This window comes from Hydrogenovibrio sp. (assembly GCF_965140365.1).
GTDB lineage: Bacteria > Pseudomonadota > Gammaproteobacteria > Thiomicrospirales > Thiomicrospiraceae > Hydrogenovibrio.
In genome coordinates, this window is record NZ_OZ223196.1 from 186862 (window position 1) to 203163 (window position 16302).

The window sequence follows — 16302 nt, forward strand, 5'->3', positions numbered from 1 at the left end:
TTTGAGCATATTGCACAAATCTTATTGAGTTTTTTTAAATTAAATTTAGAGTTAATCCATAAAGGTAAAAATATCGTTAGGGATGTAAAGCTTTTGGCCTGCGATATGTAAATGTTGGGTCTGAAAAGTTTTTTTACTGCAAGTGATTATTGTGTAGTATGAGGTGTTAGAGAAAAAGGTATTTTCCCATTATGTCGGTTTCAGGATTATTGTTCTTCTTAAGAATTGTTCGGGGTGGAACTATTAAGGATTTATTTTTAGGGGAGGAGTTACGGGATTTTAAATGGAATTCATAAAATTACAAAATAAGTTAACTCCTTAACATAAAGGATGATTTGCATAGTGCTCGTTAAGTGTATCAACCATGCTGGTTAGCCTTTTGGATTTTGCATAATTTATAATTTGTGCACCATCTTTCCAGTCGATTTTGTATTTTTTTATTTTTTCTTGTCGAGTCTTTAAATATTCTTTAGCTTCTGAAGAGAAGGTTCCACTTGTCCAGTATTCAAAGATTATTGCCCTATGCTCAAAGAAAGGTTGTTCTTTTAAGCTTTTGTAAATGATGCCTATTTTTTTAAACCATGTTTGTATTTCGGCAATCTGAATTTCTCTGTTTGGCTGGTATCCTTTGCATTCATAAATAGCGACCTCGTGGTCACCTTTTATTCTTCGGACATCAATTTCAGCTTTTTGGTTATCTAAATTATGAACCTTCACTCCAATATCGATGGTATCTCCTTCCGCCTTTAGAACAATGTGCCCTACAAGTAGCTCAAATAAAGCTCCTCGAACATTTATGGCTGCCCCTTCAATTTTGCTTAAAGAGTTCAGTAATTTATACAATTGATCAGGGTTTGTAGCTGCTAATGCACTAGCGTTTTCAAGGGTGTTTGCCAAAGAATGCAAGCTTTTAGCAACCTCAGAACCGAACATGATTTCAGGTGTTGTAAATACAAGGCCTGAAGATTTGCCTAATATAAATGCTTCTTTAGTAAACCTCTCGGCCATTAAGATGCTTAAGAAAGGCCTGATTTGTTTTATAGATCGATTGGCTTCACACTTCTTAATAAAATACTTTGCAGCATTTTCATCTATGGCAGAGTATGTGGCATCAATTACTACAAATCCTGGAGTAAGCTTTCCTGAGTTGAAGTGTCTGAAGGGGTGTAAGTAGCATGGCGCTGTAATATCCCAACCAAATTGACCAAATTTAGGAATGTCATCAATAGTTCTCTTCTTGATTGCATTGTAACTGCCGAAGCCGGTTTTTTGGACCCAATCTGCTATTGCATCTACTAGTATGTCATCTAGGATTTTCTGATTTTTGTTGATGTCATTGTTGTATTCAAAGAAAAAGGGAGTTAATTTTAAGATTGAACCGTAGCTTGGATCTATTTCTTCCAGTAATATTTTTGATTTGATTAGTTGCTCCATAACTTTATCGCTTGATAAATGTTTTTTTAACCTTTCTGGAGCTCCGCTAATGATTTCAAAATGATTTTTAGGAATCCAGCCCCCCTTTGAAATCACAGAGCTAATGGCAAGGCCGTAAGCCGTGTTTGATTCTATGTGTGCCTTGTATAGGTTATTCCAAAACTCAGGGGTTCCAAATTGGTCTTCCAGATATAAAAATGATTCTCGTCTCGGTAATTGAATAGAGGTGAATTTGTTTATTTTTCCCATAGATGCTCTAGAAATTCTCTGTCTAGCTGATGCATCACTTACACCTGACTTTATTAAGTACGCCTTGATTTTTGAAGATGGTAATGGCCCATGTTTTTTTAGTAGGTATGGTATGGATAAAGTTGACATAAATTAGACCTCCAGATCCCTATTGTCACACTGCGCTATTTATAATATTACTATAATGTTGAGAGGATGTTTTTCATGTCTAAAATTAAGTTATTATAAATCAACGTGTTATATTGAATTAAACATGTTTTTTATAATATTGGTTGTCACAGTTTTTCTTTAGAGCTGGCGTTAAGAAAAGCTGTTTTAACTTTTGCGGATACCTCTAAAATAGTATTCTAAGTAACGTTGTATCTGTGTTGGCTTAATCTTTTTCTTTAACCGTCTCTTGAAAAAATTAACGATATTCGATTTTTCCTCGTCGCACGCGAAATATTTGTATTGCTTGATATGAAAAAACAGCGTATCAGTTACCCAAAACGGAAATTCTAAATAGGGAGTTTTAATCAAGTGAGTTGACGTATTAGTTGCTTTGCATGCTTTTATAAAGCCCTCTGGCCAGTCCTGTAATAAGCAATAAATCATGATTAATCCGGTGCGCCGTAAACTAATATTAAGCCTTTCTGGTTCAACATTGTGGCCAATCAATTCTCGATGGTATATTTGCTCCAAACCCAAGTTTTGACGCAAGTGCATAAACAGTTCTTCGCCCTTTGGGCTGCACACCAAAAACGACAACAAACGCCGGATGCCCTCAAAATACAGATTTGAATAGTTAAACTCCAGATCTCCGGCATGGCCATACCCGAGAGAGGACTGCAAAAAATTGATGCAATTGATTTCATATTCATCGCCAATGGTCGGAACAAATTCGGTCTCGCGCAAATCAAAACCACATTTTGAGCAGTGAACGATATCGAGCGGCTGGTAAAGAACTTCCTCTTCATGTTTTTGCAGTCGTTTCAGATCAATCGGGTTACGGCACTTAGGGCATCGATCATGTAACTGTACGGAATGGTATGGGCAGGCTGTCATAAACCCTAATCGCCAGTGCTTTCGAAAATAAGGCCTGTCACCGTCTTCTGCCAGACAGCAAGGGCAGTATTGCAAGCTAAATAACTTTTTCCCTGTCTGTCTTATGCCAAGGGGCATTACCCATTTGACCTGGTTTGTCTTCCCAGTCTGGTTGTAAAAATACTCGCAGGAGCCATAAAACGGTAAGCGCCGGATTTGTGTTTCATTCAGTCCTGTTCTTTCAAGAATGGACGACATTCTTTTCTCGTTTAAGAATACATCAAGATCACTTTTCCAAGACTCCACATCTTTGGTAATCAGGGTCGCTAATTGAGTTGGCTTCATTCCATACAACAAAGCATTTCGGGCAATCCAAGATGTCATCAGTTCATCTTTAAATGGTGGGTCAAGAATGTACCGTCTCATATCTAACGCATCCGTTTGAGCAAGTCCTTTCGTTTCGACGCCGGTACCAAGTTCAAGTCTCCGAAAACCGATTCATCAATGGAAGGCAAGTCATGACGAATTGCGTATACGGCCAAACGTTTGATGATTAAAATCAACTCGCCAATCAAGCCTTCACTTAAATAATGCAGCTGTTCAATAAATGGCTTTTTGTATAGAAAGGATGGTTCCGGCAGAGGAAGCCTTGTTTCAATGGTAGCAATTAATTGGGCGAAAGCCTTACGGTTTTCTTTGGAATCAAACGCCCATCGTTCCAGCACTTCTACCTGAAACCGGTTCGCCATTTGTGAGTCTACCTGTATTGCGTGAAAAGCATCCTCAATGCCGGCACCGACAATTGGAATTCTTAAAGCGTTACTCAAGTCCTTAATGCTATTGAGGAAGCCTTTTTGAGCATTGTAGGAGCCGGCGATGATGTGTTGGATTTCATCAATAATCAACATCCGGGTTTCCCGTGCGTTCATAGCTCGAATAATTTTCTGGCGCTTGACCTCCAGGCTGTCGTTCTTCGCGTAAGGCACAATCATTTCTTCTAACACCCGGATTAGAAAAGCGTTTTCATCCGGTTTGGCCGGAGCTGAGATAAAGACAACCGGCTGGCGATTTGTATAGTCTTCTTCATCCGTCGTCAAAGGGTAGCGGTTGGCAAAGCGCTTCAGAATTTGTGTCTTGCCATTATTGCTGTCACCGACAATTAATAGGTTCGGCATTCTTTCGACTTTTGGATAAGAGATGAAATCTTCTATCCGTTCAAGAATTTGTTGTGCTCTTGGGTACCCAATCCATTTGTCGAGATTGATGTATTCGATGCGTTCCTCTTTTGGCGCACCTAATAAATCAAAGGCCTTGTCTAACAAGTGATTGTATTGACTCATTGTTCAATGTCCTCAAATGGTTGGATGTCGTCAAAATCCTCATCGTCAATACTCTCAATTGAAGGAGTCAGTATTGAACCTATGCTGTAATCATCTCCAGCTTGGGTTGCTAGAGAAGGAATGGACTCTTTTTGTCGGATGGCTTCTTTTTGTTTGGCGCGCCGGACATGCTTGGTTTCTTTTTTGGCCTGCTCAGTCAGCCGTTTCAATCGGGCTCGGGCTTCGAATATAGCCTCTTCATCCGCTTTTTGTGAAGGATTAGCTTCTTTCGCACGGCGTTTCAGCTCTCTCAACTCCCAAAGTGAAATCGCCGGGTGACTGGTGTCACGGTACGGTACCACGACATAGGACTCCATATCTGGATCGTAAAAGAAAACCGAGCTCAAATCCCGCGGGTCATAGCGCACAATGAACTTTTGAACGTTCTTTCGCGTTTTGTCCGGTTGCTTAATCCATTTACGTAATACATCATGAAAGTAGTCAATGCCGAATAACTGGATGCCATATTTCTGGACACTTCTTTCTACGTAGGGCAGAAAATCAATCTTCAACTTAAGTGGATTGTCGACTTTTGGCGGGATGCCCCTTCCTAACTGTTTACCATCGCCGAGAATGCCTTGTTTATACTTTTGGAGAGGTGACATGCCGATTTCGGAATGCCTCTCGAGATGGTAATGATTCACTAAAAATTCGGTGAAGTATTGTTCAAATTCTGATAATGTAAAAATAGCATTTCCAGCAGAATCGTATTCCTTTTTGTCTTGAATGTTGGATTTAGTGGTGCCTGGTAACGTATGAAGCTCAGCATCATTAAATGTCTTGAATGATCGTTCAACATGAGGCCCATAACGGGGTGTTCTTGACGGCCTTTTGGTCATGCTGATCTGATAGGTATCACATGCTTTTTTTAGTGAATTACTGTGGAATTCTTTACCGTTATCGGTATGGATGACATCCATAATTCCGAAGGCTGGCCAATCTCCTTTAACGTCATGATCAAGTAGCCATTGCTTTTTATCGAGAATAGCATGAGCTAAGCAAAGTCCAGTCAGAAGGGTGTTTGGTTTTTCCAATGAAATATAGAAGCCTACGACCATTCGACTGTAAACATCGATTGCCAAGGTTATGATTGGGCGCCCTATATCAAGACGGTACTCGTCATCGACAATAGTTAAGTCCATAGGTGTGTGGTCAATTTGTACTACAGCAAGAGGCTTGTCTATTCTTGGAAACTTTCCGGTTATAGGCCTGAAGTTTTCACGACCTTTTCGGCCTTCTCTTTTGGTGGCGACTTCCGATGCACTAAGTTGTGAGATACGAACTCTAAGAGTGTTGATATGAGGTGTAGAAAGTAGTTCGAGACCAGGTAGTTTTCGTTCTTTGTTAATTTCAAAAATCTCTAATGCTAAGTCACGATAAATATTCGTCACTCTGGGTTGAATCGGGCTTAGATAAATTCCAATGTATTTCTGTATTAACTCTTCAACTTCGGGCTGCAAACGGCCATATTCTTTTCGTTTTTTTCTGAGTAGGGATAACGGATTTCCGTTTGATTTTTTGTATTTTTGTAACTGTTTGTAAGCCGTCGGTTCGGAGATGCCTAGTTTGCCGGCGACTTCTTGGAGTTTTGCCCGTCTTTCAACTTCATCGTTAACCTGCATGACTTGATTAAACAGCATGGCTTTATTGTTGGCCTTAATCCAATCTTCGTCCGGAATGGTTAACAGTTCTGTTGCGGGGATAACTTCAATAGGCTTTTCGGGGTCTGCCGGTTGAGATGATAATTCAGAAACATGTAACTTTTTAACGGTACCTGTAAACGAGCTGCGGACAGATACGTGTTCCAGGTCAAGCACTCCGATTACCCTGTAGCGTGAGTTACCATGAAATACTTCGGCGCCGATTTCAAAATGGGTTTCACTCATTGTTTTCATCCTTGGAATATTCAGGTTTTACCCAGATTAATTGATTCATGTTGAGCGGGGTTGATAAGTCGGTGGTGACTAGTTGGTTTGAGACGGCATACCAGAGTGTATTTAGGAACTCTGCTTGCTCCATTTCATCGGTTGAACAAAGAGCTAATAGTTCGTTAATTGGGGTTGGTTGACCTCTGGATAAAATCTTTTGAATGGTTGCAAGTTGGTATTTTTCGAATGGGCGGTTTTTGTAGGGGAGGAGAAAGGTGACGTTTTGTAAGAATGGGGAGAGAATCTCTTGTTCAGTCCATATCCTAAATCGTGTGTTGGGTTCTGATTTTAATTCCCGTATAGCAGCTTTAAACTTTGGTTTTAGTTTTTCCCAGTCTTTTTTGAGGTCGCTCCTGTATTTCACCTCGATATACAGCAATCTTCCATCTTTAAACTTAATCAAAATATCAGGCGTATAATGTCTTTTTTTACCATCATGAATGAATTCAAATCGCCTTGGCTGAGTTTTGAATTTTTCAATTTGGTCATCAAACTCACATAGCAGAAGTGCTTTGCGTTCAAGGCCAGATTCAAAGTGAGTATATTCATCACTTTTATTACTGTGTACATGGCCGGTAATGTTACGATAACTTAATGGAATTTTTCTGGCTGGCATGGCAAGCATTCTCATTTATTATTGTAGGATTTTTGGTTTCTGTACTATCTTTTAACTCAGATTATCAATTAATTTTGTAGAAAATGGCATTTTTACTCCCGATATTATCATTTAATTTTGTATTTGACAGCTGTTCCGACACTCCGGAGCAAATCAGTCGGTATCGGCAGAAAATTTCCGGGCCTTTGTTGGACCGCATTGATTGTCATTTGGAAGTGCCACCGGTGGACTTTGAGGCTTTGAGCGGCCAGCCGGAAGCGGGCGCTGAAACCAGCGCGCAAATTCGAGCGCGAGTGCAGCAATGCCAGGCTTTGCAGTATGAGCGTCAGGACTGTTTAAATACCGCTTTGACGTCGAAGCAGCTTGAAGGCTTGGTGGTGTTGGATTCGGCTTCTAAACAGCTTTTGGAACAAGCCATGAACCGTTTGGGCCTTTCGGCCCGAGGGTATCACCGAATTTTAAGAGTGGCCAGAACCCTGGCTGATATGAAAGGACAGACCGACGTCGAAGCGTCGCATCTGGCCGAAGCTATTTCCTACCGCAGTATGGACAAATCCTTGTAAATGACGAATCGATTTATTTAACGGCCTTGATTGTCGGTCTGCTGGGCGGTGTTCACTGCTTGGGGATGTGTGGCGGAGTGGTTGGTGCCTTGACCTTTAACTTGAGACCGGAAGTTCAGCTGAGCTGGTGGCGTATGTTGCCGTACCAGTTAAGCTATAATCTGGGACGCATCAGTAGCTATGTTCTGATTGGCGCGCTATTCGGGTTTTTAGGCAGTTCGTTGGTGTCTCTGGCGAGCTTTTTGCCATTGCAACAGTCCTTACAGGTGGTCGCCGGAGTTTTTATGGTGGTGCTTGGGTTGTATTTGGGCGGATGGTGGAATGGTTTGGTGGTCATTGAAAAAGGCGGCCAAGGCATTTGGAAGCGTTTAGCGCCTTTAACGCAAAAGATGATGCCCATTCGCACAATTGGCCAGGCCTGGCTGTATGGAATGGTTTGGGGTTGGTTACCTTGCGGTTTGGTGTACAGTATGTTGATTATGGCGTTGAGTGCTGGCGGGGCGTTGCAAGGGGGATTAGTCATGTTGGCGTTCGGCCTGGGAACTTTGCCAAATCTCTTGCTGATGGGGACGTTTGTATTTTTCTTCACGCGTTTGGCTCGAAATGACAAAGTGCGTAAAGTGGCCGGTGGGTTGGTTGTTTTGATGGGCTTGGGGCAGTTGTATTTGGCCTACAGTGTGCAAGTCGCCTAGGCGCTTTTGTGTGACAGGAAAAGTAAAAAGCCCCGAAAGGGGCTTTTTTTATTCTTCGGTATGTTTTTCTTCCGCTTCAATAAAGCTGTATTTGATTCCCAACTGATCGAGCAGATGTCCTGTTCCCGCCAGAATTCGGTATTTAGCGTTGAGTTGATCCGCTTCGTTGGTGATCAGCGTTCGCATCGCACTGATGTATTCGTTCTCGGTGTTGAGCAAATCCAGTAAGGAACGGCGCCCTAGGCTGAACTGCTTACGATAGCCAAGCAGGGTTTCATGCGTCAGCTTGATGTGCTGATTGACGTATTCCAATTGGTCGCCGATGTATTCGTTGGCGTTCCAAGCGTAACGTAAATTCTCGATTACCTGACGGCGTGTGTTATTGCGAATTTCCGTGGCTTGGTGATACTGACTGGACGTTTGTTTACGCGTGGCGGCATCTCGACCACCGTTATAGAGGTTGTAAGACATGACAACCATGGCTTGAAGGTTGTTGTTTTCCCCTTCAATGCCGTCGATGTTGTGATCGAGCCGTTGCCCCACTTCCAAGTCGATTTTCGGGTAATAATTTTTCCCGGACGCTTCATATTGCATGCGCGCTTCGCCAATATCGGCATTGGCCGATTTCAGCGTTGGATGATCCAGTAAGGCTGTATTCGTAGCTTCGTCGATGTTTTTCGGCATCTTGGCGTGGAATTGAGGTTTAATTAAGTCGTTATCCGGTTGGCGGCCTAAAATGCGTCGAAATTTAGCGCGTGCATCATAGTAATTATTTTCGGCGGCACCATAATTGGATTGTGCTAAGGCAAGACGGGCCTGTGCTTGGTCGACTTCAACCTGGTTGCCGATACCCGCTTCGGCGCGTTTTTTAATCTGGTCGAAAATTTTCAAATGGGTGTCCAGATTGCTCTGCGCCAACTGCAACAATTCCTGCTCTTTGAGCAGATTGACATAGGATTGCGCCATTTCCAAGGCGATGTCGTTGGCCTTGGCAATGGCCTTGTAGGCTTGTGCATCCAAGCGGTATTTCTGACGGGCCACCTCATCTTGCGTGCCAAAGCCTTCAAACAGGTTTTGTGTCAATAAAATCTGTGCCTCGCGACGCATGAGGCCGTCGCCTTGGTTGTTCAGGCCCGGTTTGTCGACTTCTTCATAGCCGTATCCCGCGTAAATATCAAGCTTTGGATAATACCCGCTTTGGGCTCCCCTGACTTCGGCTTCAATCGCTCGGTAGCCTTTGACTTCTTGGCGGAAGTCCGGGTTGTGAATGATGGCGTCTTCAATAGCCTCTTTGATGGTAATGGCCTGAATTTGTGGGGATAAGCTCATAAGTACCACACTGAGAGCGGATATCCGGATGGAGTGTTTGTATTTCTGAATCATAATTGTCATTTCTTTGTATTTTTAAAGTTTAAAGTGCATTTTTAATTGGGCCAATTTTGAATTTTAATCACTAAGTTTAAGCGATCTTTGGCCTCTAGTTTTTCAAGAATACTGTGCATATGCGCTTTGACCGTGCGTTCGCTGATATGCATGAGTTCGGCGATTTCCTGATTGGTTTTACCGAGTAAAACCGATTCCATGGTTTCGATTTCCCGTTCAGATAATAACGCTTTCCACGAGTTGTCGGGCGCATTTTTCTGGGTGGAAACGGCTTGAATCAAAGATTGCATCACGCCTTGTCCTAACCAGATGTTACCCGCTAAAACCGTATCGATAGCTTGGTTGATGCGTTCAGTCTGGGCAAAGGTGTTCAGGTAGCCTTTGATACCTTTTTGAAACCATTGAACCCCTTCTTTCGGTGACGGCATGTTGGAAAACAAGATGATTTGAAAGCCATGATTAAGCATGGTTTCAATCTTTTGTCGTTCTTCTTCCGACTCCGTAAGCTGGATCAGCAAAAGGTTTGAATTGGTTTCAAATTCCTCTTGGTTGATATCCAGTGTGTAAAGAATTTTTTTGGTCAGGTCTGTGGCCTGGGACCAATTCTTTAACGCATGTGGATCTTGTACATAGAGTAGCAACTGTTTCATGAGCGTGTCTCTGGCCTCATTCATTCTTATATTTATGTGTTGGCTTTTTTAAGATTCTCGTAACGCCAAGTCTTTTGCCTTGATAATCGGCTTCATCAGGTATTCCAAAATCGTATGTTTGCCCACCACAATATCCACGGTGGCCGTCATGCCCGGCAATAAAGACAAAGGGTCCTGTTCGGTGCCTAAGTAGTTTCTGTCGGTTTTGATCCGAGCGATGTAAAAACTGTTGCCTTCTTCATCCTGAATGGTGTCGGCGGAAATTTTTTCCACCACGCCTTCCAGCCCGCCATAAATGGCAAAGTCATAGGCGGTGAATTTCACTTTCGCTTTCAACCCAGGGTAGACGAAACCGATATCAGAAGGCAGAATTTTGGTTTCCAGAACCAGGGAGTCATCCAACGGTACGATTTTGACAATATCGCTTCCCGGTTGCACAACTTCGCCGATGGTGGTGACCAAAAGCTCGCTGATGGTTCCGTTGACCGGCGAGGTGATGTTGGTTCGGCGCACGCGGTCTTCCAAAGCGGCTTTCGAGTTATCGAGTTGCTCCAGTTTGGCCATGACGCTGTTCAGTTCTTTTTGTGCGTCGTTGCGGAACTTTTGTTCGGCTTCTTTTCGTTTGTTGATGGATTCTTCAATAATCGACTTGAGTCGCGGGATTGAATTTTCCGTGGTTTGGAGTTTCGAGTAAGCATCCGTCGCTTCACGTTGCGTTTTAAGCAAGTCCACTTCTGAGGCAATGCCATCTTTTACCAGCGGTTGCATGATTTCAATTTCTTTCTTCAGTAACTCGTAGGATTTGGAAAGTTGTGTAAACTGGTTGTAGGCTTCCTTCAAATCGGAACGATTTTGTTTAATTTTTTCGGCCAGGATATGCTTCGTGGTTTCCAGTTGTTTGAGCTGGTTTTCGTATAATTGTTGTTCACGCTTAAACATTCTCATGACATCCGGGTCATCCGATGGCGGGTTCAGTTTGAACTCTTTTCCGAATGCCTGCGCGGACAAACGAGCCGCTTGCGCTTGTAAATCGGATAATTGCGACTCCGTTTCACCGTAAGAACTGGCAAACTGGGTATTGTCGAGTTTGAGAAGGACTTGTCCTTTTTTAACCTTATCGCCGGAGTGTGCAAAAATCTTTTCGACGATGCCGCCTTCCAGGTTTTGTACGACCTGAATTTTGCTCGATGGCACCACCTTACCTTCGCCACGGACGATTTTGTCCAGTTCGGCGTAATTGGCCCAGATAATCAGCCAGATAATGACTAGGAACATGACCCAGACAATCAACTGCGACTTGATGGTCGGCTTTTCCAGGGCGGCCTGACTTAAGCTCGACATATAAGCCAAATCCGCATCGGATACCTGCGGTGGATGATTGTGTGAATGGTTACGTTGCTTTTCTGTCATGGGTTAACTTTGTTTGTTGATACGCCCGGTTTTGAGGGCTTCCAGTACGCTCGCCTTCGAACCGTCGGCGATGATTTTGCCATTATCCATTACGATCAAGCGATCCACCAGTTGCAATAGGCTCATTTTATGGGTCACAACGATACTGGTGTTTTTAATGGTGCCTTTTTTCAACCGGTCAATCATCGCTTGTTCCGTTTTGGCATCCATGGCGTTGGTCGGTTCGTCAAATAGGTAAATCGGGCTGTTCAGCAATAAAGCGCGAGCGACGCCGATGCTTTGGCGCTGACCGCCGGATAAGGAGCTGCCGCCTTCGTTGATTTTTAAACTGTAGCCGGAAGGGTGGGTTTTGATGAAATCATCGACGCCCGCCAGACGTGCCGCTTTCAGGATTTTGTCGTCTTCCACGTAAGGCGCACGGTAAGCAATGTTTTCACGGACATCCCCGCTGAACAATGTTACGTCCTGTGGCACATAGTTGATGTTGCGGCGCAATTCGGCCGGATCGAGTTGGGTGATGTCGATGCCGTCAATCAGTATGGAACCGGAATCCGGGTGGTAAAAACCTAAAATCAGTTTTTCAATGGTCGATTTACCGGAACCGATGCGACCGATGATGCCGACTTTTTCACCCGGTTCGATTTTAAACGAAACGTTGGTCAGCGCTTGTTTGCTTTCGCCGGGATAGGTAAAGGTGACATCGACGAATTCTATGCTGCCGTCAAACACAGGGTGCTGAATAAAACGTTTGTCTAATGGACGTTCGACTTCTTTTTTCATCAACTCATTGAGCGAATCCAACGCCGTTTTGGTTTGATGATAAGAGGACGTTAAATTGGCGAATTGTCCCATCGGGCCAATCGCGCGTTGGCTGAGCATGACCGCCGCAATCAACCCGCCCATGGTCATGTCGCCATCTTTGATGAGGTATACGCCGGCTAGAATCACCAGGACGGTACTCATTTGCTGCATGAACCCGGTCATGCGTCCGATGGAACTTTGCAACATCTTGGATTTCAGGCTAGCGCGAGCAATTTCCCCAACGGCTTGCTCCCATTTCCACTGGGAATGGGCTTCAACCCCTAAGGATTTAATGGTTTCGATGGCCGTCAGCGTTTCGATGAGGACAGCGTTTTTTTGAGCGGAGGCTTCATAAGTGGCTTCGACGCTTTTGCGAATCGGACCTTTCATTAACAGGCTGTAGAGCAGGATAAAGGCAATGATGATGATCGGGACCAGTACGATTGCGCCTGCGATGTAGAAAATCACCAGTAAGAAGATGATGACAAAAGGCAAATCTACCAGGGAGGCGATGGTGCCGGAGGTGAAAAAATTTCGAATGCTGTCGAATTCTTTCAGGTTGTTTGCGAAGGCACCGATCGAGCCTTGCCGGTTGGCCATGGTTAAGCCCAGCGTTTGTTCGAACAGCTTGGATGACATGATGACATCGCTTTTCTTGCCGGCCATTTCCAGAAAGTACGACCGTAGGAATTTCAGCAAAATATCGAACATATAGACGACGCTGATTCCGATGGCCAGCACCCATAGAGATTCCACGGCGTTATTGGGCACAATACGGTCGTATACGTTCATGACGAATAATGGATTGGCCAGCACGAACAGATTGATAATGACGGAGGCAATCAGGACGTCGCGATAGATGCCTTTGTTTTCCCAGAAGGTATGCCAGAACCAGTGGCCTTTGTTGGCATGAACCAAGTTTTCTTTTTTGGAGGCCTGCTGAAATTTTTCGGTGAAATAGACTGCGTAGCCCAAGTAATCTTCGTTAAGCTTGTCCATATCGACGTGCCGGCGACCGTCCGGAGATTCCGACAGAATAATGGTCGCCTGACCGGTTTCGTAGTCAATCTTTTCCAGCAGGCAGGCCTGGTCGTTTTTCAGTGTCAGAATACACGGAAGCACCAGGTTCGGAATATCCGCCAGCGCGCGCTGTTTGAAGCTGGCCACAATGTTCGCGCGTTCCGCAGCGCGGATAAATAGTTCCGGTGTCAGGCGTTCCTTGTCAGCAATCGGCAATCCGGATAGCAGGGCATCTTTGGAAAACGGTCGGCGGTTCAGCTTGGTGTAAAGCACCAAGCAGTCCAGCAACGGATCTTTAAAATCCGTACCGTTGGCCGTCTGCGATGTCTGGCGCTCTTCGGGTGCCAGACCTTCGTCATTTGCCGGTATGTCCGTTGTTGGTTGTGAGGTTTTTTCGACCACGTTATTTTCGAGTTCCTGTGCCTGGGTATCGTTCGGATTATAGATAACTTATTTTATTTGAATAGAGTATAGCTTTTTTACTTAATTTGCCATCAAAATCGTTGATTATAAAGGTTTTGGTGCGCCATAGTAGTAGCCTTGGAAATGTTGGATTCCCAATTCATGGAATGCGGCAATTTGGGCTTCGTTTTCCACCGACATGGCAATGATCTGGATATCCAGGCTGTGGCACATTTCATACAGACTGGACACATAGTTTCGGGTTTGTTCGTCCCGTTCGATGGCTTTCGTGAAAGCGGCATCCAGTTTGATGTAATTGGGTCTCAATTCCTGCAAATAATTCATGTTGGTGAAGTGGCTGCCGAAATGGTCGATCCCGAACGAGAAAGACAGCGCTTTCAGTTTCTCAATCAGAGGCCAGGTCTGGGCTTTATTGTGACTGATCATGTTTTCGGGCATCTCAAACGATAGGGTGTTCGGGCGCACGCCTTTCAAAACCGTTAAAAGCCATTGCTGGAAGTGATCGTTTTCGATCACCGACTCGGTTAAATTGATGGCCAAACAGTTTTGGGTGGCCTGAGTGCTTTTTTGTAAATGCTGCAGGGCCAATTCGATGACCAGGCGGTCAATGCTTTCCATGAGGTTTAATTCCGCGACAGCGGGCATAAAATAACCGGCTGAATGGATGTGGTCGTTGGTGTCTTTCAGACGAATCAGTAATTCCTGATCGTGCACTTGGCGGTTCACATCATAAGCCGATTGTTGGAAGAGCACGAAACGCTGTTCATCAATCGCTGACGTTAAAATTTCTTGCCAAGCCACATCGTGTTTGTGGGTGTTTTTATCGGTCTGGTCATGGAAGCAAACACCGGTTTCTTTGCCACAATGTTCCGCAATAACGAAATCCAAGGTGGACAGGAGTTGGCCGCGGCGGTCCCCCGGTTGATAATCCGTCAGTGCCGCCAGCAGTGTGACGGGTGCTTCGTCCGCTTTCAGCTCGGCCAAAATATTCGGCAAGCTGGCTTGCACCGCCTCCGCCGGGGCTTTGACGCTTTTACCGGATAACGAAGGTAGGACCGCAATCAATTCTGTACCGTTCAAACGGGCGTATAGAGCATCTTTGCTGTGCAGTTCCGAACGCATTTTATCGGCCAGCATTTTGACCAGTTTGTCGCCGATCATGTAGCCGAAGCGGTCATTCAGTTCTTTTAAGCCTTCAATGCGGATCAGGAAAATAGCGCCGGCTGTGGCTTCAGTTTGGTCGTCCAGTAACGCATCCACGTTCATTTCAAAGTGCAAGCGGTTACTCAGGCCGGTGACGCTATCCTGGTAGGCCATTTTTTGCAGTTTTTCTGCATTTTGGGCGTCACGTTCGAAGACGTCTTTCATCTTATGAACCATCGCGTTCATGGCGGATACGACCCGTTTGAATTCGATGGTGGACGGTAAGGTGTCCTGTAATAAATATTCTTTGCGGACAATGGCTTCGGCCTGTGTTTCCATTTTTTTCAGGGGTTTTAGCATGACTTTCAGGGCATAAATGGCCAGGCCGATGGCAATCAGCGCAGCCAGCGAAAACCAAATCAGCAGGTTGATGGCGGTTTTCCATAGCTCAATGTAAGCGTAACCTGGGTGGCTTTGTACCGTGAGTGTGCCCACCGGAATCCAGCCCGATTGAATCAGAGCGGTGGCATCGGGCGCTTTGATGGAAATTAACTGAATGAACCAGTTGGGAATGCCTTCAATTTTTTGTGGGTTAGCGCGTTCGTAAATGAGTTGGTCGTCAACATCAATTAGGGTGATGTGGGAGTAATACCCACGGTCAAACACGGCGTTGATCATGGTTTCCATGCTGGATGGGTCTTCGGGGTCGGCGACGGAGCTGAGGGATAAACCGAGTGACGTCGCGGTATCTTGTGCGTGCGATTGCAGCTGGGCTTCCAAAAAGGAACGGGTATTGTTCAAGTTGAGTAAAAAGGTGCCCAGCAAGACAATCACCAACATGGAGGCTATAAAAATAATCATCTGTTTACTTAAGCTCATGAGTCTTTCCTTTTTTGAAGGCCATTTGCATTCGATTCGTTTTTGTAAGATGGGAGTAATCGAGTCATCGCATCTTTTCCAATAGAGAATTCCAGTTTTTCAATTTGTCGGTTCCGCCATCCACGGCTTTCCCTTTACCACGCTGTTTTGATAACCAAAGGCCATCACCGTTGAAGCTGTAAATCGGAATCAAATCCCGACGTTGGCTGGCTTTCATGATGCGGTCATTGATGTTATCGAGCACTAAGGGTTCCGATTTCGGAGTTTTGAAATAAGTCAACACCATGTGAGCCTGCTTTAAGCGAATGGCTTTGACGTAAGTCAGGTAGAGCTTTTCTTCGGGAACGCCCATGGCTCGAAGGGTGAAATACTTGGCGATGACAAAATCTTCACAGTCACCGGCATCGGTTCCCAGAAACTCGGTGGGCGTGGCCCAGTAGTCGTCTTGTTTCCAATGTTTTTTATCGGTGGTGAAGGTGGCCCCGTTGAAAAAATCGTTTACACGTTGCAATTTGAGGCGTTCAGGCTTGTTGATGTTGTGTTCCACCAGTTTTTGCCAGGCCTCTAAGCGGCGTGCAGCCAAGAGTCCGTATTTTTCTTTGGCTTTTTCGATTTCCGCCGGGGTGATAACGGTTGGGGATGTGGAGGGCGCCGCCCAAGACAAGCTCATAATGCCAAATACAATGGGTATTATCAGCTTAAATCTGGG

The 16302-nt window shown here is 44.7% G+C and carries 13 protein-coding genes; 2 read left to right on the forward strand and 11 right to left on the reverse strand.

Features of this window, described 5'->3' with window-relative positions:
- Positions 1–318 precede the first annotated feature (318 nt).
- The 5 genes from AC0KH7_RS00865 to AC0KH7_RS00885 all read right to left on the reverse strand — a co-directional run bounded on the left by AC0KH7_RS00865 (position 319) and on the right by AC0KH7_RS00885 (position 6638).
- Positions 319–1812, reverse strand: coding sequence for a PDDEXK family nuclease (locus AC0KH7_RS00865; RefSeq protein WP_472369852.1), 1494 nt, complete (start codon positions 1810–1812; stop codon positions 319–321).
- A 186-nt stretch (positions 1813–1998) separates the two neighbouring features.
- Positions 1999–3132 (reverse strand): TniQ family protein, encoded by a 1134-nt coding sequence (locus tag AC0KH7_RS00870; protein ID WP_472369854.1) that lies wholly within the window; start codon positions 3130–3132, stop codon positions 1999–2001.
- A 2-nt stretch (positions 3133–3134) separates the two neighbouring features.
- Complete coding sequence (locus AC0KH7_RS00875; RefSeq protein WP_472369856.1) at positions 3135–4046, reverse strand: TniB family NTP-binding protein; 912 nt, start codon at positions 4044–4046, stop codon at positions 3135–3137.
- The gene (locus AC0KH7_RS00880) at positions 4043–5971 is read right to left on the reverse strand and encodes a Mu transposase C-terminal domain-containing protein (protein WP_472369858.1); all 1929 of its coding nucleotides are present in this window, start codon (positions 5969–5971) and stop codon (positions 4043–4045) included. Before AC0KH7_RS00880 ends, AC0KH7_RS00875 begins: the two co-directional genes overlap by 4 nt.
- Positions 5964–6638: a TnsA endonuclease N-terminal domain-containing protein gene (locus tag AC0KH7_RS00885; RefSeq protein WP_472369860.1), complete on the reverse strand. Its 675-nt coding sequence runs from the start codon at positions 6636–6638 to the stop codon at positions 5964–5966. The genes AC0KH7_RS00880 and AC0KH7_RS00885 overlap by 8 nt, the downstream gene beginning before the upstream one ends.
- A gap of 74 nt (positions 6639–6712) precedes the next feature.
- On the opposite strand from AC0KH7_RS00885, the gene AC0KH7_RS00890 reads away from it, so the two are divergent.
- Both AC0KH7_RS00890 and AC0KH7_RS00895 read left to right on the forward strand, forming a co-directional pair.
- Positions 6713–7192, forward strand: coding sequence for a magnesium chelatase subunit ChlI family protein (locus tag AC0KH7_RS00890; protein WP_472369862.1), 480 nt, complete (start codon positions 6713–6715; stop codon positions 7190–7192).
- Positions 7193–7218: 26 nt separating this feature from the next.
- The gene (locus tag AC0KH7_RS00895) at positions 7219–7884 is read left to right on the forward strand and encodes a sulfite exporter TauE/SafE family protein (RefSeq protein ID WP_472369864.1); all 666 of its coding nucleotides are present in this window, start codon (positions 7219–7221) and stop codon (positions 7882–7884) included.
- A 48-nt stretch (positions 7885–7932) separates the two neighbouring features.
- Here AC0KH7_RS00895 and AC0KH7_RS00900 read toward each other — a convergent pair whose 3' ends face one another.
- The 6 genes from AC0KH7_RS00900 to AC0KH7_RS00925 form a co-directional block, all read right to left on the reverse strand.
- Entirely contained in the window at positions 7933–9276 is a 1344-nt protein-coding gene (locus AC0KH7_RS00900; protein WP_472369866.1) for a TolC family outer membrane protein, read from the reverse strand.
- 32 nt (positions 9277–9308) lie between these two features.
- A complete protein-coding gene (locus tag AC0KH7_RS00905; RefSeq protein WP_472369868.1) occupies positions 9309–9917 on the reverse strand; it encodes a response regulator transcription factor in 609 nt (202 codons plus the stop codon).
- Between the two features lie 48 nt (positions 9918–9965).
- Positions 9966–11327, reverse strand: a complete 1362-nt coding sequence (locus AC0KH7_RS00910) for an HlyD family type I secretion periplasmic adaptor subunit (protein WP_472369870.1) — start codon at positions 11325–11327, stop codon at positions 9966–9968.
- A 3-nt stretch (positions 11328–11330) separates the two neighbouring features.
- Positions 11331–13550 carry a type I secretion system permease/ATPase gene (locus tag AC0KH7_RS00915; protein WP_472369872.1) on the reverse strand — a complete coding sequence of 740 codons (2220 nt, stop codon included), beginning with the start codon at positions 13548–13550 and terminating at the stop codon, positions 11331–11333.
- A gap of 105 nt (positions 13551–13655) precedes the next feature.
- Positions 13656–15593, reverse strand: coding sequence for a bifunctional diguanylate cyclase/phosphodiesterase (locus AC0KH7_RS00920; protein ID WP_472369874.1), 1938 nt, complete (start codon positions 15591–15593; stop codon positions 13656–13658).
- A 64-nt stretch (positions 15594–15657) separates the two neighbouring features.
- The gene (locus AC0KH7_RS00925; protein WP_472369876.1) at positions 15658–16263 is read right to left on the reverse strand and encodes a transglutaminase-like cysteine peptidase; all 606 of its coding nucleotides are present in this window, start codon (positions 16261–16263) and stop codon (positions 15658–15660) included.
- Between the last annotated feature and the right edge of the window lie 39 nt (positions 16264–16302).